Annotated in this window: 20 protein-coding genes and 1 pseudogene; 8 read left to right on the plus strand and 13 right to left on the minus strand. The window is 71.6% G+C overall.

Annotation, left to right across the window (positions count from 1 at the left end):
• The first annotated feature begins 83 nt into the window (after positions 1-83).
• The 5 genes from VK611_14430 (at position 84) to VK611_14450 (ending at position 4,949) form a co-directional block, all read left to right on the plus strand.
• On the plus strand, positions 84-1,199 hold the full coding sequence (locus VK611_14430) for an acyltransferase (GenBank protein HMG42530.1): 1,116 nt from the start codon (positions 84-86) through the stop codon (positions 1,197-1,199).
• 16 nt (positions 1,200-1,215) lie between these two features.
• Positions 1,216-2,394, plus strand: a complete 1,179-nt coding sequence (locus tag VK611_14435; protein HMG42531.1) for a GAF domain-containing sensor histidine kinase — start codon at positions 1,216-1,218, stop codon at positions 2,392-2,394.
• On the plus strand, positions 2,387-3,052 hold the full coding sequence (locus tag VK611_14440; protein ID HMG42532.1) for a response regulator transcription factor: 666 nt from the start codon (positions 2,387-2,389) through the stop codon (positions 3,050-3,052). Before VK611_14435 ends, VK611_14440 begins: the two co-directional genes overlap by 8 nt.
• Positions 3,053-3,135: 83 nt before the next feature.
• Positions 3,136-3,870: an SDR family oxidoreductase gene (locus VK611_14445; protein HMG42533.1), complete on the plus strand. Its 735-nt coding sequence runs from the start codon at positions 3,136-3,138 to the stop codon at positions 3,868-3,870.
• Positions 3,867-4,949, plus strand: a complete 1,083-nt coding sequence (locus VK611_14450) for an S-adenosylmethionine:tRNA ribosyltransferase-isomerase (protein HMG42534.1) — start codon at positions 3,867-3,869, stop codon at positions 4,947-4,949. The genes VK611_14445 and VK611_14450 overlap by 4 nt, the downstream gene beginning before the upstream one ends.
• Here VK611_14450 and VK611_14455 read toward each other — a convergent pair.
• Entirely contained in the window at positions 4,946-5,644 is a 699-nt protein-coding gene (locus VK611_14455) for a TetR/AcrR family transcriptional regulator (GenBank protein ID HMG42535.1), read from the minus strand. The genes VK611_14450 and VK611_14455 overlap by 4 nt on opposite strands.
• Positions 5,645-5,713: 69 nt before the next feature.
• Here VK611_14455 and VK611_14460 point away from each other — a divergent pair, with 69 nt between their 5' ends.
• Positions 5,714-6,181: a nitroreductase/quinone reductase family protein gene (locus tag VK611_14460; GenBank protein HMG42536.1), complete on the plus strand. Its 468-nt coding sequence runs from the start codon at positions 5,714-5,716 to the stop codon at positions 6,179-6,181.
• Here the strand turns inward: VK611_14460 and dnaB are convergent, their stop codons facing one another.
• The 9 genes and pseudogenes from dnaB to VK611_14505 all read right to left on the minus strand — a co-directional run bounded on the left by dnaB (position 6,182) and on the right by VK611_14505 (position 15,383).
• Complete coding sequence (gene dnaB, locus VK611_14465) at positions 6,182-8,491, minus strand: replicative DNA helicase (GenBank protein ID HMG42537.1); 2,310 nt, start codon at positions 8,489-8,491, stop codon at positions 6,182-6,184.
• Between the two features lie 249 nt (positions 8,492-8,740).
• Positions 8,741-9,187, minus strand: a complete 447-nt coding sequence (rplI, locus tag VK611_14470) for a 50S ribosomal protein L9 (protein HMG42538.1) — start codon at positions 9,185-9,187, stop codon at positions 8,741-8,743.
• A gap of 239 nt (positions 9,188-9,426) precedes the next feature.
• Positions 9,427-9,672, minus strand: a pseudogene (gene rpsR / locus VK611_14475) (30S ribosomal protein S18).
• Complete coding sequence (gene ssb, locus VK611_14480; protein ID HMG42539.1) at positions 9,669-10,136, minus strand: single-stranded DNA-binding protein; 468 nt, start codon at positions 10,134-10,136, stop codon at positions 9,669-9,671. Before ssb ends, rpsR begins: the two are co-directional and overlap by 4 nt.
• A gap of 13 nt (positions 10,137-10,149) precedes the next feature.
• Positions 10,150-10,476, minus strand: coding sequence for a 30S ribosomal protein S6 (gene rpsF, locus VK611_14485; protein ID HMG42540.1), 327 nt, complete (start codon positions 10,474-10,476; stop codon positions 10,150-10,152).
• Between the two features lie 201 nt (positions 10,477-10,677).
• Complete coding sequence (locus VK611_14490; protein HMG42541.1) at positions 10,678-11,340, minus strand: DUF192 domain-containing protein; 663 nt, start codon at positions 11,338-11,340, stop codon at positions 10,678-10,680.
• A 56-nt stretch (positions 11,341-11,396) separates the two neighbouring features.
• The gene (panB, locus tag VK611_14495) at positions 11,397-12,269 is read right to left on the minus strand and encodes a 3-methyl-2-oxobutanoate hydroxymethyltransferase (GenBank protein HMG42542.1); all 873 of its coding nucleotides are present in this window, start codon (positions 12,267-12,269) and stop codon (positions 11,397-11,399) included.
• 132 nt (positions 12,270-12,401) lie between these two features.
• The gene (locus VK611_14500) at positions 12,402-14,690 is read right to left on the minus strand and encodes a transglycosylase domain-containing protein (GenBank protein ID HMG42543.1); all 2,289 of its coding nucleotides are present in this window, start codon (positions 14,688-14,690) and stop codon (positions 12,402-12,404) included.
• A gap of 306 nt (positions 14,691-14,996) precedes the next feature.
• Positions 14,997-15,383: a DUF5318 family protein gene (locus VK611_14505; GenBank protein ID HMG42544.1), complete on the minus strand. Its 387-nt coding sequence runs from the start codon at positions 15,381-15,383 to the stop codon at positions 14,997-14,999.
• A gap of 242 nt (positions 15,384-15,625) precedes the next feature.
• Here VK611_14505 and VK611_14510 point away from each other — a divergent pair, with 242 nt between their 5' ends.
• Positions 15,626-16,276 (plus strand): PadR family transcriptional regulator, encoded by a 651-nt coding sequence (locus VK611_14510; GenBank protein HMG42545.1) that lies wholly within the window; start codon positions 15,626-15,628, stop codon positions 16,274-16,276.
• Positions 16,276-17,343: an inositol-3-phosphate synthase gene (locus VK611_14515; GenBank protein ID HMG42546.1), complete on the plus strand. Its 1,068-nt coding sequence runs from the start codon at positions 16,276-16,278 to the stop codon at positions 17,341-17,343. The genes VK611_14510 and VK611_14515 overlap by 1 nt, the downstream gene beginning before the upstream one ends.
• Before the next feature lie 15 nt (positions 17,344-17,358).
• Here the strand turns inward: VK611_14515 and VK611_14520 are convergent, their stop codons facing one another.
• Genes VK611_14520 through VK611_14530 form a run of 3 tightly spaced genes read right to left on the minus strand, consistent with a single transcriptional unit; the run spans position 17,359 to position 21,762 of the window.
• On the minus strand, positions 17,359-18,045 hold the full coding sequence (locus VK611_14520) for an endonuclease/exonuclease/phosphatase family protein (protein ID HMG42547.1): 687 nt from the start codon (positions 18,043-18,045) through the stop codon (positions 17,359-17,361).
• A 30-nt stretch (positions 18,046-18,075) separates the two neighbouring features.
• Positions 18,076-20,364 (minus strand): GAF domain-containing SpoIIE family protein phosphatase, encoded by a 2,289-nt coding sequence (locus VK611_14525; protein ID HMG42548.1) that lies wholly within the window; start codon positions 20,362-20,364, stop codon positions 18,076-18,078.
• Between the two features lie 9 nt (positions 20,365-20,373).
• Complete coding sequence (locus tag VK611_14530) at positions 20,374-21,762, minus strand: CCA tRNA nucleotidyltransferase (protein ID HMG42549.1); 1,389 nt, start codon at positions 21,760-21,762, stop codon at positions 20,374-20,376.
• Between the last annotated feature and the right edge of the window lie 9 nt (positions 21,763-21,771).

The following is a 21,771-nucleotide window of genomic DNA, read 5'->3' on the forward strand; positions in this document are numbered from 1 at the left end:
TGCTCGGCCCTGGGGGTTCCCCACGAGGGGGTGGGGTCGGCGCCCGGTACGACCGAGGGCCGGGTTGGCGGAGAGTCGTCGGCATGGCTTCCACAACCCTCGACGTCGACACCTTGGTCGACGCCACCCCGGCCTCGCGGGACCGGGTCGTCGACTTCCTGCGGGCGTGCAGCATCGCCGTGGTGGTGCTGTGGCACTGGACCTTCTCGATCACCCACTGGCGCGGCGGGTCGCTGCGGATGCCGAACCCCATCGCCGACGTGCCCGGCCTGTGGGCGGCGACGTGGCTGCTGCAGGTGATGCCGCTGTTCTTCGTCGTCGGCGGCTACGCCAACCTGGCGGCCTGGGACGCGGTGCGGCGCACAGGTGCCGGCGAGGCGACTCGCCGGTTCTGGGGCAAGCGCTTCGGCCGGCTGCTGCGGCCGGTGGGCGTGTACGTGGCCTGCTGGGCCGTGGTCGACCTGGCGTGGCAGGCGGGTGGCGGCCGCTCGGTCCTCGACTGGGGGAAGGTGGTGTTCGTGCCGCTGTGGTTCCTCGGCGTGTACGTCGGGGTGGTGGCGCTGGCGCCGTTCACCGCTCGTCTCCATGCCTGGCGGCCGGTGGCGACCCTGCTGGCGCTGGCGGCGGGCATCGGCCTCGCCGACGTGGCCCGGCTGGGCTTCGGGGTCGGTGCGGCGGGCCTGGTCGGCTCGGCGCTGGTGTGGGTGTTCTGCCACCAGCTCGGCTACGTGTGGCGTGACTGGCCGTCGGGTCGGCGGGTGGCACCGGTGTGGCTGGCGGGCCTCGGAGCGCTGGCGGCGCTGACCACCTTCGGGCCGTACTCCCGGTCGATGGTGGCGGTGCGGGGCGAGGGCGTCAGCAACATGTCGCCGACGACGGCCTGCATCGCGGCGCTGGGTGTGTTCCAGCTGGGCGTGGTCCTGGCGATCGCTCCTCGGCTGCGGGTCTGGCTGCAGCGGCGCCGGGTGTGGAAGGCGGTCGTCTCGGCCAACGCCGTGGCGATGACCGTGTTCTGCTGGCACATGACCGCCCTGGTCGGCTTCCTGTTCCTGTACGAGGCAATCGGCTTCACGCTCGGCGACCAGGCCACGGCGGCGTGGTGGCTCACCCGCCCGCTGTGGGTCGTCGGCCCCGGCGTGCTGCTGGCAGGCCTGATGGCGGTGTTCGCCCGGGTCGAACTGCCGAGCCGCAAGGCGTAGGTACCCTCGGGGCAGCATGTCCGAGCTGCGTGAGGTGGTCCCCGACGAGTCCGTGCGCCTGCGGGCGCTGGCGGCGGTGAGCGACGCCCTCGTCGGGGCGACCACCGACCTGGCGATGGATGCGGTGCTCAAGCGGCTGGTGTGCGGGGCGCGCGACCTGGTCGGCGCCCGCTACGCCGCGCTGGGGGTGCCCGACGGCGAGGGCGGCTTCTCCCGCTTCATCACCGACGGGATGGACGACGAGCTGGTCTCCGCGCTCGGTCCGCTCCCCCGCTCCCACGGGCTGCTCGACGCCATGCTCACCCAGCCGGCCCCGTATCGCACCGCCGACATCCGGCAGGACCCCCGATTCCGGGGGTGGTGGCCGTCACGGCACCCCGACATGCGGTCGTTCCTCGGTTACCCGATCCTGCTGCGGGGCGACGTGATCGGCGCCTTCTACCTGACCGACAAGGTGGGGGCGCCGGCCTTCGACGAGACCGACGAGCAACTGGTGAGCGTGTTCGCCCCCCACGCCGCGGTGCTCGTGGAGCACTCGCGGCTCTACGAGGAGAGCCGCGAGCTGAGCGTCGCCGGCGAGCGCGACCGCATCGCCCGCGAGCTGCACGACGCCCTGACCCAGACGCTGTTCGGCGCCCGGCTGGCCGTGCAGACCGCGGCCCACGCGCTGGGCGACGGCGAGGTCGATCCCGACGTGGCCACCGCCGTGGAACGGCTGGGGCGGGCCAGCCGGCTGCTGGACGACGCGTTCGGCGAGCTGCGAGCCCTGATCTACGACCTGCGGCCGCCGGACCTCGCCGTCGACGGGCTGACCGGCGCCCTGCGCAAGCAGCTCGACCTGCTGGCCCGCACCACCGAGCTGACGGTCGACCTGACCGTGGACGGGGCAGCCAAGGAGGTGGCCCCGGAGACCGAGCGCCAGCTGTTCCGGATCGTCCAGGAGGCGGTGGCCAACGTCGTCCGGCACGCCGAGGCGTCGATGCTGACGGTCCGCCTGGGCGCCGACGGATCGATCCTGCGGCTGATCGTGGAGGACGACGGCGTCGGCTTCGACCCGGCGGAGCAGTCGATCCGCAGCCGGCGACTCGGGCTCACCTCGATGTTCGACCGGGCCCGAGCCGTCGGTGGGAAGCTGGCCATCGACTCGCAGCCGGGCGCCGGCACCCGCGTGATCGCCGAGGTGCCCCATGGCTGACGGGCCCGACGCCGCCGCGATCCGGGTGGTGGTGGCCGACGACCACCCGGTGGTGCGGGAGGGGCTGCGGTCGTTCCTGTCGTCCCGGCCGGGGATCGACGTGGTGGGCGAGGCCGGGTCGGCCGACGAGGTCGTCGCCGCCGTGCAGGACCTGGCGCCCGACGTGGTGCTCGTCGACCTGATGATGCCCGGCGGCGGCATCGAGGCGATCGGCCGGGTGGCCGAGCTGCCGGAGCCTCCCCGGCTGCTGGTGCTCACCAGCTTCGTCGGCGACGAGAAGGTGCTCCCGGCTCTACGGGCCGGAGCCGCCGGCTACCTGCTGAAGGACGTCGACCCGTCCGACCTCGAGGCCGCCATCCGCACCGTGCACCAGGGCGGCAGCGTGCTGGGGCCGGCGGTGGCGACCCGGGTGCTCGACCGGGCGACGTCGGCCCGGGCCGCCGACGACGACCGCCTCGCCGAGCTGACGCCCCGGGAGCGCGACGTGCTGGCACGGCTCGGCCAGGGCATGTCGAACCGGCAGATCGCCGAGGCGCTGTTCGTCGCCGAGAAGACGGTGAAGACCCACATGAGCAGCATCCTCACCAAGCTGCGGGTCACCGACCGCACGCAGGCGGCGCTGTACGCGGCCCGACACGGGGTGGGCGCGGCGGAGTAGTAGGTGGGCGTAGGCCCTCCGACCTAGGCAGAACCGGTCCCAGGGCCGATGGCGGCTGACCAGGGCGTCCATAGGTTGCGGTCATGACCACGACCCACACGCCAACCGCACTCATCACCGGCGCCTCCCGGGGCCTGGGTCGGGCTCTGGCCCGTGACCTCGCCCGGGACGGCTGGCAGCTGGTGATCGACGCCCGCAGCCCCGAGGCCCTGACGGAGGCCGCGGTCGAGCTGGACGGGTTCACCACGGTCCGGGCCGTCGCCGGCGACGTGACCGACGCCTGGCACCGCGCCGCGCTGGTCGCCGAGGTGGAGGAGTTCGGCGGGCTCGACGCGCTGGTGCTCAGCGCCTCGACGCTCGGCCTGAGCCCGATGCCGCCGGTGCTCGAACACCCGGTCGAGGTGCTGCGGCGGATCTTCGAGGTCAACGTCGTCGCCCCGATCGCCCTGACGTCGGACCTCCTCCCCCAGCTCCGGCCCGGGGCACGGGTGGTCGCCGTCACCTCCGACGCCGCCGTCGCCGCGTACCCCGGCTGGGGCGGCTACGGCTCCTCCAAGGCCGCCCTGGAGCAGGCCTTCGCCGTCGTGGCCGAGGAGCACCCGGACCTGCGGGTCTACCGGGTCGACCCGGGTGAGATGCGCACGCAGATGTACCAGGAGTCGGCGCCGGAGCAGGACATCTCGGACCTGCCACCGCCCGAGGTGAGCGTCCCCGGGTTCCGCCGGCTCCTGACCGGCCACCTGCCCAGCGGGCGCTACGAGGCTCGGGAGGTGTCGCTGCTCGCACCAGTGCCCACGCCGTCGGGGGTGGCGTCGTGAGCGCCGTCGCCCTCACCCAGCCGCTGGCGCCGCGGGCCCCGCTCGACCTCACCGGTCGGCGGCGGGACGACGCCCGCCTGCTGGTGACGTACCGCGACGACCAGTCGATGGTCGAGACGACGATGGCCGACCTGCCGGCGTACCTCGATCCGGGCGACGTCCTGGTGGTGAACGTGTCGACCACCCGGCCGGCTGCCCTGGTGGCCGACGGCGTGGGCGACGTGCTGCCGGCGCCCGACCACCGCAACGGCCTGGTGGTCCACCTGTCGACGCAGCTCGACGAGGCGGCGGGCCTGTGGGTGGTGGAGCCCCGCCACCGCCACGGCGCAGGGAGCGTCCCGTGGCTCGACTTCCCCCCGGACCGCCCGGTCGTCCTGCCCGGCGGCGCGCGGCTCGACCTGATCGAGCCCTACCACCCGACCGGCCACGAGCCCTCGGGCCTGCCGGTGCGGCTGTGGGTGGCCCGGTTGCGGGTGCCGCGGCCGTTGGACGAGCACCTGGCGCGGTTCGGGCGTCCCATCCGCTATGGCAAGGACGCCCGGCCGTGGCCGCTGTCGGCCTACCAGACGGTGTTCGCCACCGTGCCGGGCAGCGCCGAGATGCCCTCCGCGGCGCGGGGCTTCACGCCGGACCTGGTGACCCGGCTGGTGAGCCAGGGCGTGGTGCTGGCGCCGATCACCCTGCACACCGGAGTGGCCTCCCAGGAGGCCGGTGAGACGCCGTACCCCGAGCGCTACGCCGTGCCGTCGGCGACGGCGGCCGCGGTGAACCACGCCCGTTCCGAGGGACACCGTGTCGTGACCGTGGGGACGACGGCGACCCGGGCCATCGAGACCGTGGCCGACCGGTCGGGCCGGGTCCACGCCGGCGAGGGCTGGACCGACCTGGTGATCACGCCCGAGCGTGGTGTGCGGGCAGTCGACGGGCTGATCAGCGGCTGGCACGACCCCGAGGCGTCGCACCTCATGCTGGTGGAGGCGGTCGCCGGCCGCGTGACGCTCGACCGCAGCTACGAGCGAGCCATCGCGGCAGGCTTCGCCGGCCACGAGTTCGGCGACTTCCACCTGGTGCTGCGCTAACCCCCGACCAGGTAGGTCCCGGCCCGGCGGGTCTGGTGGTCGAAGAAGGCGTCGTAGTCCTCGACGACCCGGTGCAGGTGGCCGAACAGCTCGTAGCTGATGTGGCCGAAGAGGCCCGTCCACACCAGCATGGCTCGGGCCAGCACCTCGTCGGGGATCCCCGGGGCGGCCAGGTCGCGCAGCCGGGCCAGGTCGCGGTGGACCACCCGGGGCACCGAGGCGGTGGAAGCCGTGTCGATGGCGCCCGACGCCACCCCGTCGCCCACCACCTGCAGCAGCGCCCCGCTGACCCGGCCCGCCGGCGTGACGGTGTCGTCGGGCGCCCGGTAGCCGGGGACGGGGCTGCCGTAGACGAGGGCGTAGTCGTGCGGGTGGGCCAGCGCCCAGCCCCGGATCGCCGTGGCGAGGGCGCACCAGCGGGCCAGCACGTCGTCGTCCGCCGTGGCGGCGATCGCCTCCTCCGCCACCTCGCCCACGGCGTCGAAGGCGTCGACGATCAGGGCGGTGAGCAGGGCATCACGGCTGGCGAAGTAGCGATAGACCGCCGACGACGCCATCCCGAGCTCCCGGGCCACCGCCCGCAGCGAGAGACTCGACGCCCCGGCCTCGGCGAGGTGGCGCCGGGCCGTGGCCTTGATCTCGGCGGTCAGCATCTCCCGCGCCCGAGCCCGGGCCGTCGTTGGCGCGCTCGTCATGCGGAGCAGCATACCGAAACGAGAGCAGTGCTCTTGCATTCGGGACGAACACCCGGTAGAACGTTGCTCATGAACGAGAGCACTGATCACAGTTCGCCCGATCGCTACCTCGCGCCCGGCTGGTTCACCCGGACGGTCTTCAACCCCACGGTGCACTGGCTGGCTCGGCGGGGCGTCAGCCTGATGGGCAGCCGGGAGCTGCGCGTCGTCGGGCGCACCAGCGGAAAGACCCGGACCACGGTCGTGAACCTCCTCGACCTCGAGGGCCGCCGCTACCTCGTCGCTCCCCGGGGGACCACCCAGTGGGTCCGCAACATGCGAGCCGCCGACGGCGTCGGTGAGCTGCACATCGGCCGCAAGTTCGAGTCGTTCCAGGCGACGGAGCTGGACGACGACGCCAAGGCGCCGGTCCTGCGGGCCTACGTCGAGCGCTGGGGCTGGGAGGTCGGCCAGTTCTTCGAAGGCGTCGGCAAGAGCTCCACCGACGACGAGCTCGCCGCCATCGCCCCCGGCTTCCCGGTCTTCCGCCTCGACTGACTACTCGACGCGGGCCATGTTGGCGAACCGGGTGTACTGCGACAGGAACGCCAGTCGCGCCACCCCGGTCGGCCCGTTCCGGTGCTTCGCCACGATGATCTCCGCCTGCCCCCGGTCGGGCGAATCGCTGTTGTACACGTCGTCTCGGTAGATGAACATCACCACGTCGGCGTCCTGCTCGATCGACCCCGATTCACGGAGGTCGGCGAGCATGGGGCGCTTGTCGGCCCGCATCTCCAGCTGGCGGGAGAGCTGGGAGAGCGCGACGACGGGGCACTCCAGCTCGCGGGCGAGGATCTTGAGGCCTCGGCTCATCTCCGACACCTCGACCTGGCGGTTCTCGGCGCTACCCCGGCCGGTCATCAGCTGGAGGTAGTCGATGACCACCATGCCGAGCGAACCGGTCTGGCTCTTGAGCCTCCGGGCCTTGGCCCGGATCTCCATCACCGTGAGGTTCGGGTTGTCGTCGATCCAGATCGGCGCCTGGGCGAGCCGGCCGATCGCCTGACTGATGCGGCTCCAGTCGTCCTCGTTGAGGTTGCCGGACCGAACCCGCTGCGAGTCGATCCGGGCCTCGCCGCACAGCATGCGCTGGCTCAGCTCGAGGTTCCCCATCTCCAGGCTGAAGACCAGCACGGGATGGCTCGCGTACAGGGCCGCGTGCGTGGCCATGCCCAGCGCGAACGAGGTGTTGTGGGTCGGGACCAGCGTGTGGCCCGCCAGGTAGAGGTGGCTCGACGAGTCGACGGTGATGCAGCGCACCGGCACCGAGGCGACCGGGCGGATCGCCCGCACGGTGCGCCGGGTCATGGCGCCGAAGGCGCGGTGGCTCCTCGTGCGCTCCAGCTGCTCGGCCTTGCGGGCCAGGCGGAACACCGGGTCGAGCGGCGTCCAGCTGAACTCCCAGGCCGCGCCGGTGCGCCGGATCCTCCCGGGCTTGTGGCCCAGCGTGCACACGAGCTCGTGCGCCTGCTGCAGCAGCGGTCGGCTCGCCAGGTGCAGCTCGACCGTGCCGAAGGGGTCGACGACGCGGCCGTCGGTGTCGAGCAGGCCCTGGAGGAGCGCCAGCCGCTGCTTGGGGGACGCCCGCAGGTAGAGGGCGGGGATGTGGTCGAGGGGGGCGTGGCCCTTCAGGAGCTGATGTCCGGCCATGGCCAGCTCGCCCTCGAAGTGGGCGCGGTCCCCGTCGTCGACGGTCGTGCCGGCGCCCAGCTCGCACCCGAGCACGTAGGGGTCGACCGGCAGCTCCTGCTCGGGGAGGTCCAGCGCCTGCGCCACCGGGATGTACCAGTTGGGGCGGTCGTCGGGGCCGGCCCGGAGGCCCTCGTCGAGCATCTGCCAGGTGGTCACCACCCGAGCGCCCGGCGGGTTCGACCCCTGGCCGTAGCTGCGTGCGCCCGCGGCCTTCCAGGCCCGCCGGTCGTAGGCGGACCACTGGTGGTCGGCGTCGGCGACGACCGTCGTCCCGTCGTCGAGCTCGACCTCGTAGCACTGCCGGTCGAGCTGCTCCGGGGTGGCGTAGGTGACCGAGCAGGGTCGACCGGCGTCGTCGAGCACGCGGTCGCCGACGGCCAGGTCGCCCATCGTCGTCCAGCCGTCGGGCGTCGGGATGGGCGTGTCCAGCGCCAGGGCCTTGCCCATGGCGGGGCGGGCGCCGACGATGACGAGGTTGTTGGGCTGGAGGCCGGAGAGCAGGTCGTCGAGGTCGGCGTAGCCGGTGGGGGTGCCGGTGATGGCGTCGCCCCGGCCGTAGAGCTGCTCCAGGCGGTCGAGGTTGAGGCCGAGCAGCTCCTCGATCTTCGCGGTGGTGTCGGTGACCCGGCGCTGGTTGACCTCGTAGACCAGCGACTCGGCCCGGTCGAGCGCCTTGGTGACGTCGTCGGGCAGCCCGTAGCCGATCTCGGCGATCTCGCCGGCGACGCCGATCAGCCGCCGGAGCAGGGCGTGCTCCTCGATGATGTGGGCGTAGCCGGCAGCGTTGGTGGTCGCCGGCGTGGACGACATGATCTGGACCAGCGTCTGGTGCCCGCCCACGGCGTCGAGCAGCCCGCTGCGGCGTAGCTCGTCGGCCACCGTGACCGGGTCGACCGCCTGGCCCGAGGCGTACAGCGAGTGGATCGCCTCGTAGACGTGGGCGTGCGCCGGCTTGTAGAAGTCGTCGGCCCGGATGACGCCGGCGGCGTTGGCGATGGCCTCCTGCTCCAGCATCATCGCGCCGAGCAACGACTCCTCCGCCTGCAGGTCGTGCGGCGGCACGCGACCACCAGGAGCCTTGCGCCGGGATGTCGTGTCGTCGTCGGGCCGTGCCATGGGAGACCTCACACTCGCAGCTGCGCCCTGTGCGGAGGAAGACGGATAACCCTGTTGAAAAGGCGGGGGAATCCTGTTGAAAACCTTGCTGACCTGGGGATGACCGGCGCACGGACAGCGGCGCGCAGGCGCGCATGCCCAGCATGTGGCGGTGACAACACCGAACGAACGGTGTGGAGAAGCTGTGGATCGCCAGGGGAGGCGATCGCGGACCGCCGGCAGCACCGCGCTGCCGGCGGTCGCACGGGCCTACTCGGCCACGACCTCGACGGTGATCGGGAACTGCACATCGGCGTGCAGCTTGACCGGGATCACATGGGTACCCAGGGTCTTCACCGGCTCGGGGAGGTCCAGCTTGCGACGGTCGATCTCGACGCCCGTCTGCGCCTCGACGGCGGCGGCGATGTCGGACGCCGTGACCGAGCCGAACAGCTTGCCCTCGCTGCCGGCTCGAGCCGTGAGCGTGACGACCTTCGCCACGATGGTGGTGGCGACCTCTTCTGCCGCCGACCGGTCCTGCGCGTCACGCAGGTCGCGCGCTCGGCGCATGGCCTTCGCCTGGGACTGCGTGCCGTCGGACGCCTTGATGGCGATGCCCTTGGGCACGAGGTAGTTGCGGGCGTAGCCATCGGCGACGTCGAGGATGTCGCCCCGCTTGCCCAGGTCGTTCACGTCGGTGCGGAGGATGACCTTCATCACGACGCCGCACCTTCGCTCGGGCTGTCGCCAGCCGCGGCCGCGGCGGGCACCGGCGGCGGTGCCGACGCCGGCGGCGCCGCCGACGCGTCGCCACGGGGCGGGCGATCGTCACGGTCGGGACGGGGCGGACGGTCGTCACGGTCGGGACGGGGACCGCGATCGTCGCGATCGCCACGGGGGCCCCGGTCGCCACGGTCGCCCTTGTCGCCGCGACCGCCACGCTGCTGGGTGATGCGCGTGACGTACGGCAGCAGGGCCATCTCCCGCGCGTTCTTGATCGCCTTGGCGATCTCGCTCTGCTGCTGGGCGTTGTTGCCCGTCACCCGGCGGGCCCGCACCTTGGCCCGGTCGGACATGAACCGCCGCAGCAGGTTCACGTCCTTCCAGTCGACGTACTTGACGGCCTCGGTGTTGAGGATGCTCGTCTTCTTCTTGGCCCTGCGGGCGTTGTCCTTGTTCTTCGAACGCGATTTGTTGATCAAAACGGCTCCTCCGCCGGATCGTAGGTGGGCGGGGGCTCGTTGGAGGCCGGCTTGGGGCTCCAGCCACCGCCACCGCCGCCGTTGGCCGAGCCACCCTCGGCGGTGCGGCGCTCGTTGCGGTTGATGGTGGCGGTGGCCCAGCGGAGGCTGGGACCGATCTCGTCGGCGACGACCTCGACGACCGAGCGCTTCTCGCCGTCCTGGGTCTCCCAGGAACGCTGCTCGAGGCGCCCGGACACGAGCACGCGCGAGCCCTTCTCGAGCGACTCGCTCACGTTCTGGGCCAGGTCACGCCAGCAGGTGACGTTGAAGAAGGACGTCGCCTCCTCCCACTGCTGGCTGTCACGGTTCTGCCAGCGGCGGTTGACAGCCACGCCGAAGGTGGCGACGGCTGCGCCGTTGGGGGTGTAGCGGAGCTCGGGGTCGCGGGTGAGGTTCCCGACGATGGTGACGGTGGACGACATGACAGTCCTCTTCTCAGGTCGCCGTCGACGCGAGCCAGCCGCGGCGGGCGGCCTCGCGGTCGGGCAGACGGAACAGCTTGTGGCGGACGATCTCGTCCGCGAGTCGCAGCGCCCGCTCGAGCTGGGCAAGCTCGCTGCCTCCCACAAACTCGTAGACCACGTAGTAGCCCTCGGTCTTGTGGTTGATCTCGTAGGCGAACCGCCGGCGTCCCCAGCGGTCTTCGGCCTTGATCTCGCCGCCGCGCTGGGTGACCAGCTCGGCGACTCGTTTGACCTGTGCGTCGATGATCTCGTCGTCGAGCTCGGCGTCGACGATGATCATCAGTTCATAGGCTCGCATGGCGAGCGGTCTCCTCCTGTGAGCCCGGCTCCCACCGGGGCCCCCACGACGACGCGTGGGAGCAGGGGCCATCAATTGCAACCGGGTGACTGTAGCGGGAGAGCATGCTCCCTTTGTAAACGCGGGGTGTGACAGTGAAGGCGAAGCCCTTCGCCTTTTGGGGCGGCGGCGGGGTGGTTGGTGGGGTGTGACAGTAAAGGGCTAGGTCGCGCAGGTTCCGCCGACGCGCAGCGTGGCTCCGTCGACCAGGCCCACCTTCCCGAGGTCCCCCTTCGGCACCTCGAGGGCGAACCGGTAGGGCCCCGCCGGTGGGTAGAGCGGGCAGCCGGGCAGGTCGTCGCACGGCTCCATGTCGGTGCTCGACACGATCTCGCCCTCGGCGTCGACCCAGGCGATCGACAGCGGCGTCGGCGTGTTGCGCATGTAGAAGCTCGACGAGTTGTCGTCGGCCCACACGAACAGCATCCCCTCGTAGCCACCGAAGTCGGTGACCTCCATGAGGCCCCGCCCCCGCTGCTCCTCGGTCTCCGCCAGCAGCACGCACCAGCCCTTCACCGACCCGTCCGGGTTGGTGATCGCGATGGCCACCTCGCCGAAGCCGTCGAGCAGCTCACGGTCGTCCGGGCCCGGCGCCTCGGAGAGCCCCGCACCCTGGGCCGCCGGCGCATCCCCCGCCGAGACGAGCACCCCGTCGCCCGGGGACTCCGGCTCGACGCCGGTGGTGGCGCTGGTGTCGGCGGAGTCGCCGATCGAGCTGCTGTCGGCGGCCTCCTCGTCGTCGTCCCCGCCACAGGCGGCGACCAGCAGGCTCAGGCCGGCCACCAGCACGACGAGACGGCGACCACGCGACGGTGTCCGGTGCACGGCACCGATCCTTGCACGACCGGATTCGGCGACGCGCACCGGCACCCGTCACCAGGTCAGTGGGCGCTCCCGTAGAGGCCGAGGCTCTCCACGACGTCGGCCGAGAGGTGGTAGCTCTCGTCGTCGGCGGGGAAGCGACCGGTGCGCACGTCGTCGGCGAACGCCCGGAGCGCCACCACCGAGGCGTCGCCCAGCTCGGCGTAGCGACGCACGAACTTGGGCCGCATCCGGTTCTCCAGGCCCAGCAGGTCGTGGTACACGAGCACCTGGCCGTCGCAGTGCGGCCCGGCGCCGATGCCGATGGTGGGGACGTCCACCGAGTCGGTCACCATGCGGGCGACCTCGTCGGGCACGCCCTCCAGCACCAGCGAGAAGCAACCGATGGCGGCCAGCGCCTTGGCCTCGTCGACCAGGGCGAGCGCCGCGTCGTGCTGGCGCCCCTGCACCTTGAAGCCGCCCATGGCGTGCAGCGACTGCGGGGTGAGGCCCAGGTGACCCTGCACCGGCACCTCGGCGTCGAGGATCGCCTCGACGACCGGGAGCCGCTTGCGACCGCCCTCGAGCTTCACTGCCGACGCCCCCGCCCGGATCAGCGTGGCCGCGTTGCGGACGGCCTCGGCCGGGGTGGTGTGGTAGCTCATCCACGGCATGTCGCCGACGACCAGGGGCGCCGGGCCCTCGGCCGTCGAGCTCGTCAGGCCCCGGCGCACCGCGCCGACGTGGTGGGCGATGTCGTCGACGGTCACCTGGAGCGTGTCGTCGTAACCGAGGACCACCATGGCGAGCGAGTCGCCGACGAGCACCATGTCGACGTCGGCCTCGTGGGCCTGCCGGGCACCCGGCGCGTCGTACGCGGTGACCATGACCAGGGGCTCGCCCCCGTCCCGCACCTTGCGGGCCCGGATGGCGGGAGCAGTTCGCGTGCTCATGTGGCACACCTCCTTCTCCGTCCAGCGCCTGTGTGGCTGCCGGCGGTGCTCACGACGGTAGTGCCGACGGAACCGCTTGGCCAGTGGTGTCAACCCACCGAGGGCGCGCCGGATTCCCCTGCGGAGCGAGCGCTAGTCGCCGCCACCGCCGCCGCCAGGTGGCCCACCGCCGCGCGGATCGGTCGTGGTGGTCGTGTCGGGGACCGGGGGGTCGGTCGGCGGAATCGAGGTGGTAGGGATCTGCGGGAACGACGGCAGCGTCATCGTCGGTTCGGTGACGACCGGGCCGGTCGGTCCGGTCGGGAGCGTGGTGGTGGTCGTGGTGTCGGTGACGTACTCGCCGGTCTCGAAGTCCTTGCCCGCGCGCAGCTCCTCGGGGGTGAGCTGCCGGAACGGGTCGTTGGTGCCGGCGGTGGCCTTGTCCATGTAGAGCTTCCAGATGATCGCCGGGATCGACCCGCCGGTGACCATGTCCCACTCGTAGACGGGCTTGCTCTGCTCACCGGCGGTGCCCATGCTCGCGATCTTGGCCGGGCACTTCTCGGGCTGACCGGCGAAGTCGGCCCACTGGCCTTCCGTGACACCGGCCGCGGCGTCGGCCTTGCACTCGGGGTTGTCCTGGTCCGGGATCTCGAAGCCCATCCACACCGCGGTGGTGAGCTTGGGCGTGTAGCCGACGAACCAGGCGTCCTTGTTGTCGCCCGTGGTGCCGGTCTTGCCCGCAGCCGGGATGTTCAGCTTGGCCCGCCAGCCGGTGCCGTCGGCGATGACCCGCTCCAGGCTGGCGGTCACCCGGGCGGCCTCGATCTCGTTCAACGCCCGGCTGCTCTCCTCCGCTGCCTGGTAGATGAGCGTGACCTTGCCCTCCTGGTCGACGCGCTCGATCTTGAGGATGACCTTGGGCGGCCGGTGGACACCGCCGTTGGCGAAGGTGGAGTACACCTCGGCCATCTCCAACGGCGTGCTGTTGTTGGACCCGAGCACCATCGTCAGGCACTTGTTGATCTGCTCGGGATCCATGCCCAGCGCCGCCGCCATCTCCGTCACCTTGGCGGTGCTGCCGCCGTTGCCGACCGCGAGCTCGTAGATGAGGTTGGCGTAGGCGGTGTTCACCGACTCCTGCGTGGCGGTCATGAGGTCGATGCGCTCGCCCGGGATCTCCGACTCGCCGGCGTTGCGGGGCTGCCAGTCGCCGCACTCGGGGATCGAGGGGATCTCGGCCTGCTGGGGTGCCGGCAGCATCGACTCCAACGAGTAGCCCTGGCGGATCGCCTCGGCCAGCACGATCGGCTTGAACGTCGAACCCACCGGCCGGCCGGAGGCACCGTGGCCGGCGACGGCGAAGTTGGCGCCGCTGCCGTCGCCCCGACCGCCCACCATGGCCTTCACGTGGCCCTTGTCGTCGATCGACACCATCGCACCGAGGGGCAGGTCCGGGTTGTTCAGCGGGTAGCTCGTGTTGACCGCCGGGTTGTACATGGCGTCCCACGCCGCCTGCTGCATCGCGGGGTTGATGGTGGTGTAGACCCGCAGGCCACCGAGGGCCAGCTCCTCTTCGGTCAGGTTGTAGGTCTCAGGATCGTTCAGGATCGACTGGCTGACGTACTGGGTGATGTAGCCGCCGCCGGCCCCCTGCATCTTGATCGTCTTGTTCCCACCCGTCACGGGCGCCGTCACGTAGTCGAACGGCAGGTCGACGGTGGCGTCGTAGTCGGCCTGGGTGATGTGGCCCTCTTCGAGCATCGCGACGAGCACCTTGGTGCGCCGGTCCTTGGCCGCCTCCGGGTTGACGGTGGCGTCGGCGCGGTTGGGGGCACGGATGAGACCCGCCAGGTACGTGACCTCCTTCAGCTCCAGCTGGTCGAGGTTCTTGCCGTAGTACGCCTGGGCCGCGGCCTTGATGCCGTAGACGTTGCGCCCGAAGAAGATGGTGTTGAGGTAGCCCTCGAGGATCTCCTCCTTCGAGTACGACTGCTCCACCTTGATCGCGAGCATCGCCTCCTTCACCTTGCGGGTGACGGTCTGCTCGTGGGAGAGGAAGGTGTTCTTGACGAACTGCTGGGTGATGGTCGAGCCGCCCTGCACGGTCGTGCCGCTACGGAGGTCCCAGTAGAGCGCCCGGCTGATGGCGATGGGGTTGACGCCCTTGTGCTCGAAGAAGTCGGCGTCCTCGGAGTCGACCACGGCCTGCCAGACCAGCTCGGGGACCTCCTCGAAGCTGACGTTCTGACGGTCCTCGCCCTGGGAGATCTTGGCCATGGCGTTGGTGGAGTTGCAGTTGTCGGGGACCTCGGCGTCGCAGATGAAGCTCGACTGCTGCAGGTCTGCCGCCTCGGGCAGCTCGGTGTCGGCCATCTTGGCGACCGACGCGGCGATCAGCGCCATCACCAGGAGGCTGGCGACGAACAGGAACCGCCGCATCCGCCACACGATGCTGCGTTTGCGCGGCGGGCTCCCGTTGCCGCCGCTGCTGCCGGCCCCTCGCCCCGAGCCGCGGGGCGGGGGTGGCTGACCCGGGAACCCCGAGCTCGGCGGCTCGGCGCGGTCACCCGGGCCCGGGCCTGGGCGCGGGGCATCCACGAAGATCTGATTGGGGCCACCAGCTCGTTCGCTCGGAGGTCGTGGAGAGCGAGGCGGCGGCCGATCGGGGCGCTCGTAGCGGTCCATGACGGAACCAGGAGGTTAGTGGCTCGACGGAGCCGAAGCCCTTCGGGCGGCGGCGGGTTGCTACCCGCCGACGTGGAACACCCGGGTCAGGTGGTTCCAGGCGCAGGCCGGACACACCTCGACCACGTAACACGTCACCTGGGCCTTGCCCCGCGACAGCTTGGCCATGTCGCGCGCCGTCGAGATGCAGCGACCACCGGGCGGCAGCCGGGGCCCGAAGGCGTAGGTGACGAGCGCGACGGTCTCGTCCTCGCAGATCGGGCAGACCTCGGAGGTGGGCTGGCTGGCCCCCATCGCGGCCCGTCGCAGCTCGGGATGGGCGTCGCACACGTCGAGCCGCGAGAGCCGGCCCTTGTGGTACTGCTGGATCACCTGCTGACGGGCGAGGCGGTAGTCGACGACGCCCGTTCCGCTCGTGCCCCTGATCGCCTCAGGCCGCAGGTTCATGGCAAAAGAGGTTAGAGGCTCGGCGCAGCCGAGGCCTCTTGGGGCGGCGGCGGGGCGGTTGGAGGGTGCGTCCGGGGACGCGCCTGGGCGGCGGGCCCGGCCACCTGGTGGCACATGTCACGCCACGCTGGCGACACCCCGCGTTGACGTGTCGTTCACCGCCCGGCACACTGGCGCCCGATATATCGAGCCGATACTTCGGATCGATACAACTGCTGGAACAAACGACCTAGGTTGCGGACATGATCGACATCGCCATCCTCGGCCTCCTCAAGGACCAGGATCTCCATGGCTACGAGCTGCGCAAACGGCTCGACGAGCTCCCGGGCGCACGCCCGACCGTGTCGTTCGGTTCGCTCTATCCCGCGCTCGGCCGCCTGGAGCGCGCCGGGTTCGTCAAGGCCGTCACCTTCCAGAAGACGCCGACGCCACCGGCCCCCATGAGCGGCTCGCTGGCCGGCGAACTGGTCGCCTTCCGTGCTCTCCGGCGCAACGCTGCCGGCGAGACGAAGCGCGGCAGCCGGGGGAAGAAGGTCTACGGGCTCACCGACGACGGCGATCGGCGGCTCCACGAGCTGCTGGTCGACGCCAACGTCGCCGACGACCGCGACTTCGAGGTGCGCGTGGCGTTCTGCCACCACCTCGCGCCCGGCGAGCGCGTGGCTCTCTTCCGGCGGCGCCGGTCGGAGCTGGTGCGCCGTCGCGACGAAACCCGCACAGCCGGGGGCCCCCGGCGCCTGACCACCTACCTGCGCTCGCTCATGGAGCACGACACGGAAGCTGTGACCGCCGACCTGGCGTGGCTCGACCGGCTCATCGCCGCTGAAGAAGCGGCCGAGCCGACCGGGGCCACCGAGGCCGGCGGCGCCGAGAAGGACAGGGGAGACAACTGATGAGCAAGATCCGCCTCGCCATCGCCGGTGTGGGGAACTGTGCCAGCTCGCTGGTCCAGGGCCTGGAGTTCTACAAGGACGCCAACCCCGACGACCAGGTCCCGGGCCTGATGCACGTCGACCTCGGCGGCTACCACATCCGCGACATCGAGGTCGTCGCCGCGTTCGACGTCGATGCCGACAAGGTGGGCATCGACATGGCCAAGGCCATCTTCTCGGGCCCGAACAACACCATCCGCTTCGCGGAGGTGCCCGAGAGCGGCATCACGGTGCTGCGGGGGCCCACCTACGACGGCTTCGGCCAGTACTACTCGGAGGTCTGCGAGGAGTCGGCGGCCGAGCCCGTCGACGTCACCCAGGCGCTGCGCGACGCCAAGGCCGACGTGCTGGTGTCGTACCTGCCGGTTGGCTCCGAGGAGGCGCAGAAGCACTACGCCCAGGCGTGCATCGACTCGGGCACGGCCTTCGTCAACGCCATCCCGGTGTTCATCGCGTCGAACCCCGAGTGGGCCGCCAAGTTCACCGAGGCCGGCGTACCGATCGTGGGTGACGACATCAAGTCGCAGGTGGGCGCCACCATCGTGCACCGCACGCTGGCCCGCCTGTTCGAGGACCGCGGCACCACCATCGACCACACCTACCAGCTGAACTTCGGCGGCAACATGGACTTCATGAACATGCTGGAGCGCACCCGGCTGATGTCGAAGAAGGTGTCGAAGACGAAGTCGGTCACCAGCCAGATCGAGTCGGGGATCGGCGACCGCGACGTGCACATCGGCCCGTCCGACCACGTGCCCTGGCTGGAGGACCGCAAGTGGGCCTTCATCCGCCTGGAGGGCCGCAACTTCGGCGACGTGCCGCTCACCGTGGAGCTCAAGCTCGAGGTGCACGACTCGCCCAACTCGGCGGGCGTGATCATCGACGCGGTGCGGCTCGCCAAGCTGGCCGCCGACCGGGGCCTGGGCGGCCCGGTGCTGCCGGCCTGCCAGTACCTGATGAAGTCGCCGCCGACGCAGGTCCACGACGACGTCGCCCGCGACGACCTCCAGGCCTTCATCGAGGGCTAGCCAGTCAGTCAGTCGTCAGTCGGGGCAGCTCACGTCGGCGATCAACGCTCGGTGGTCGCCGACGGCCAGCTGCACGGCCTCCCACGGGACCACCGAGCAGCCCTGCCCCGACACGGCGACGTGGTCGATCTGCCGGCGCGGGCGCTGCGCCGGATGGGTCGCCGGGCCGATCGCCATGCGGTAGCTCTCGGCCGTGAGCGACGGCAGGAGGTGCGGCACCTCCAGGTTCAGGTCGCCGAGCAGCACCCGGGGCGCCGGCCACGACCGCAGGGCGTCGAGGAGGGCGACCAGTTGCTCGGCCGCCATCCGCCGGTGGGTGCTCAGGTGCGTGTTCGCCACGGTCCAGTGCCGGCCGTCGACCACCACCGCGGTGATCGACGCCACCCGCGGCTCGCTGCCCTTGCCGCGGCGCCGCCCCGGCAGCGGCAGCACCAGCTCGTCGCGCACCTCGCCCCGCACAAGCAGCGCGTTGCCGTATTCGCCGCCGTCCGAGAACGTGAACGCCGGCGCCCACGTCAGGTGGCCCCCGAACGCCTCCTGCACCATGGCCGCCAGATCACGCTGCTCCACCCGGCGTGAACCCCGGTCGACCTCCTGCATCGCCAGGACGTCCACGTCGAGCGCCGCCGCCTCCTCACCGATGCGGGGCGGCTCAGGGCGACCGTGCTGGCAGTTCCAGGTGGCGACCCTCATTCCGGCCATACGGGCCGAGAAGCTACTTCCCGTCCGACCTCACTTGGTCGGCAAGGCCTTCAGGACGAGCACGGCCATGTCGTCGGTGGGCTCGTACTCCACGAAGCCGACCGCGTCGGCCTCCACCTGCTCGGCCATCTCGCGGGCACAGGCGGTACGGCTGCGCAGCATGGCGGTGACCACGCCCTCCTCGCCGAACGTGCGCCGTCCCGAGCGCCGGTCCGTGAGGCCGTCGGTGTAGCAGACCAGCGACTCGCCCGGCGCCAGGTGGACGACCGTGTCGGTGAGCGACACCTCGTCGGTGACCCCCAGCAGCGTGCCGGGCACGCCCACGGGCACCACCTTGTCGGTGGACCGCCGCACCAGCGGCAACGGGTGGCCCCCCGAGCAGACGATGATGTCGACGCCCTCGAGCGTCGGCTGGACCGCACCCACCAGCACGGTGCAGAAGCGAGGCGTCATCGGCACGTCGCTGTCGTGCCGGGCCGACTCCTCGGAGGTGTGCTGCAGGAGCATGCGGTTGAGGTGGCCCAGCACCGCGGAGGGCATGACGCCGCTCATCGCCGCCGACCGGATCGTGTGACGGGCCAGGCCGGTGAGCGATGCGGCCTCCACGCCGTGGCCGCACACGTCGCCGACGGCGAACACCCACCAGTTCTCGTCGGCCTGGAAGGCGTCGTAGAAGTCGCCGCCGACGTCGAGCCCGTGGCCGGCCGGGCGGTAGCGGGCGCCCAACTCGACGCCGGGCACGTCGGGCAGCACGCCCGGCAGGAGGCTGTCCTGCAGCGCCCGGGCCACCACCGACCGTTCGGCGAACATCCGGGCGTTGTCGACCAGCACCGCGGCCCGCACGGCCACGGCGTGCGCCAGGTCGAACTCGTCGGGGCTCATGGCCCGGGTCACGGAGTTGCCGAAGCCCAGCGCGCCGATGAGACGGCCGCGGGCGTAGAGCGGGAAGATCACGACGTCCTGGGCGCCGATCGAGCCGATCGCGTCGCCGATCTGCGGGTCGCCCAGCTGGGACGCCAGCACGGCGGGGTCGACCGCCTCGCTGACGAACGGGCGGGCGGCGCGGAAGGCCTCCCCCAGCTCGGCCTGCACCATCAGGTCGCGTGGCAGGCGCTCGGCCAGCTGGGTGAGCAGGCCGACCTTGGTGGGGTCGCGGTGAGCGACGCCGATCGCCGGGTGCGGGATCGCCGCCGACTCCACCACCCGCACGGCGCACCAGTCGGCGAGGCGGGGCACGGTCAGCTCGGCCAGGTGGGTCAGCGCCGTCTCCACGTCGAGGCTGCGGCTGAGGGCACCGCTGAGCGCGTCGAGGAACGCCAGCTGCTCCTGGTTGCGCTCGGCGACGGTGGCGAGGCGCGAGCGGTCGAGGGCCAGGGAGCACTGCCCGGCGACCTCCGTGAGGAACTCGTTGCTGAGCTGGTCGAGCACCGTGGTCGACGAGAAGCCCAGCCCGAACGCGCCGAACGGCTCGCCCGTGGCCCGGTACATCGGCACCACGACGAACGTCGGATCCCACTTGACCCGGACGGAGTCGAGCGCCGGGTAGCGCTCGCGCCGCTCCTCCAGCGTGCGGACCACCACCGGCTCGCCGCTGCGCATGGCATCGACGGCGGGCAGCTGGGCGTCGACCGCCAACCGCCCGAAGTCCTCGTGCAGCTCCTCCGGCGGGACGCCCACGGAGCCCATCATCACCAGCTCGCTGCAGGCGTCGTCGAGCACGTACACGGTCGCCGAGTGGGCCCCGAGCAGCGACACGCCCTCGCTGAGGATCGCCCGGACGATGTCGTCCTCGCGCCGCAGCTGGTTGAGGTTCTCGACCAGGCGGGCCAGCCGGGCGGTCGACCCGTACGAGCGGCTGGCATCGACCAGGACGCCGCTGGCGCCACCGCTCTGGTTCTGGTGGACCCGCAGCACCGCCCAGCCGTCGGCGTCGCACAGGCGGATGCCGTCTTCGCCGCTGGTCACCTCGACGTCGTCGGCGAGCACGTTCTTCACCAGCGTGGTGGCACGGGAGCGGTCGTCGGGGTCGAGCAGGTCGAGCCAGCCGTCGCCCAGCAGGTTGTCGGCGATGGGCACGGCGTCGGCGACGTCGCGGACCGCGGGCTCGACCGCCGTGCAGCGGCCGGCGTCGTCCCACACCAACAGGATCGCGGGCGTGGCTCCGGCCGACGCCTCTTTCACGGGGCCGCTGTCCGCCGGTTCGGGAGGCCCGGCAAGGGTGACCGTCGGTTCTGGTGCTGGTGCCATGTCGCCGGAGACGAGTCTTGCACGCTGGTCGCGCTTGCGCTCGCGGTGGGAGCTCACACCCTTCGTAGCCATGGTTCCACGTTAGGTAACACGATGTTCGCGGGCTTCCCACCACTCGAGGAGACGTTTCTCCGCCTCCGCCTCCCCCAGGGGGCCCTCCTCGAGCCGCGCCTCGAGCAGCATGTCGAGCGCCTGGCCCACCACCCGGCCCGGCTTCACGTCGAGCAGCTCCATCACCCGGTTGCCGTCGATGTCCGGGCGGATCGACTCCAGCGACTCGCGCTCGGACAGCTCGGCGATCCGGGCCTCCAGCGCGTCCATCCGCGCCGCCAGCATCCGGGCCTTGCGCTCGTTGCGGGTCGTGCAGTCGCAGCGGGTCAGCTCGTTCAGCTCGTCCAGCAGCGGCCCGGCGTCGCGGGCGTAACGGCGCACCGCGGCGTCGGACCACACCTCGTCCTGGTAGCCGTGGAAGCGCAGGTGCAGGAACACGAGCCGGGTCACGTCGTCGACCAGCTCGTTGGGAAACCGCAGCGCCCGCATCCGGTCACGCGCCATGCGGGCTCCGACCACCTCGTGGTGGTGGAAGCTCACGCCCCTCGGCCCGATCGCCCGGGTCTTCGGCTTGCCGACGTCGTGCAGCAGCGCCGCCAGCCGCACGACCAGCCGGGGCCGCGTCTTCGCGACCACCGCGATCGTGTGGGCCAGCACGTCCTTGTGCCGGTGGATCGGGTCCTGCTCGACGCGCATCGCCAGCAGCTCGGGCAGGAACTCGTCGGACAGCTCGGTGTTGGCCAGGAACCACAGCCCGTCCGACGGGTCGTCGACCACCAGCAGCTTCGACAGCTCGCCCTGGATGCGCTCCGGCGACACGATCTCCAGCCGGGTGCGCAGCCGCGTCACCGCGTCGACCAGCGCCTCGTCGGGGACGAGGCCGTAGCCGGCGATGAACCGGGCCGCCCGCAGCATCCGCAGCGGGTCGTCGTTGAACGACTCGTCCGGGCCCAGAGGGGTGCGCAGGCGCGACGCCGCCAGGTCGTCAATGCCACCGTAGGGGTCGACCAGCTTCACGTCCGGCAGCCGCAACGCCATGGCGTTGACGGTGAAGTCGCGGCGCGACAGGTCGACCTCGACGTCGTCGGCGTAGACCACCTGGGGCTTGCGGGAGTCGCTGCGGTACGCCTCGGCCCGGTGGGTGGTCACCTCGAAGCTCGACGAGCCGTGGCGGGCGCCGATCGTCCCGAAGGCCTGGCCCTGGGTCCACACCGAGTCGGCCCACGGGGCGATGATCGCCTTCACCTCGTCGGGGCGGGCGTCGGTGGTGAGGTCGAGGTCGGAGTCGTCGGTGGAACGGCCGAGCATCAGGTCGCGCACGATCCCGCCGACGAGGTAGAGGCTGTGGCCGGCCGCCTCGAAGCGCTCGGCGAGCGGCCTGACCTCGTCAAGGATGGGTTGGAGCCGCTCGGGGATCACGCGCGGTCA

This window comes from Acidimicrobiales bacterium (genome assembly GCA_035316325.1).
In the GTDB taxonomy this organism is placed as follows: domain Bacteria; phylum Actinomycetota; class Acidimicrobiia; order Acidimicrobiales; family VFJN01; genus DASXTK01.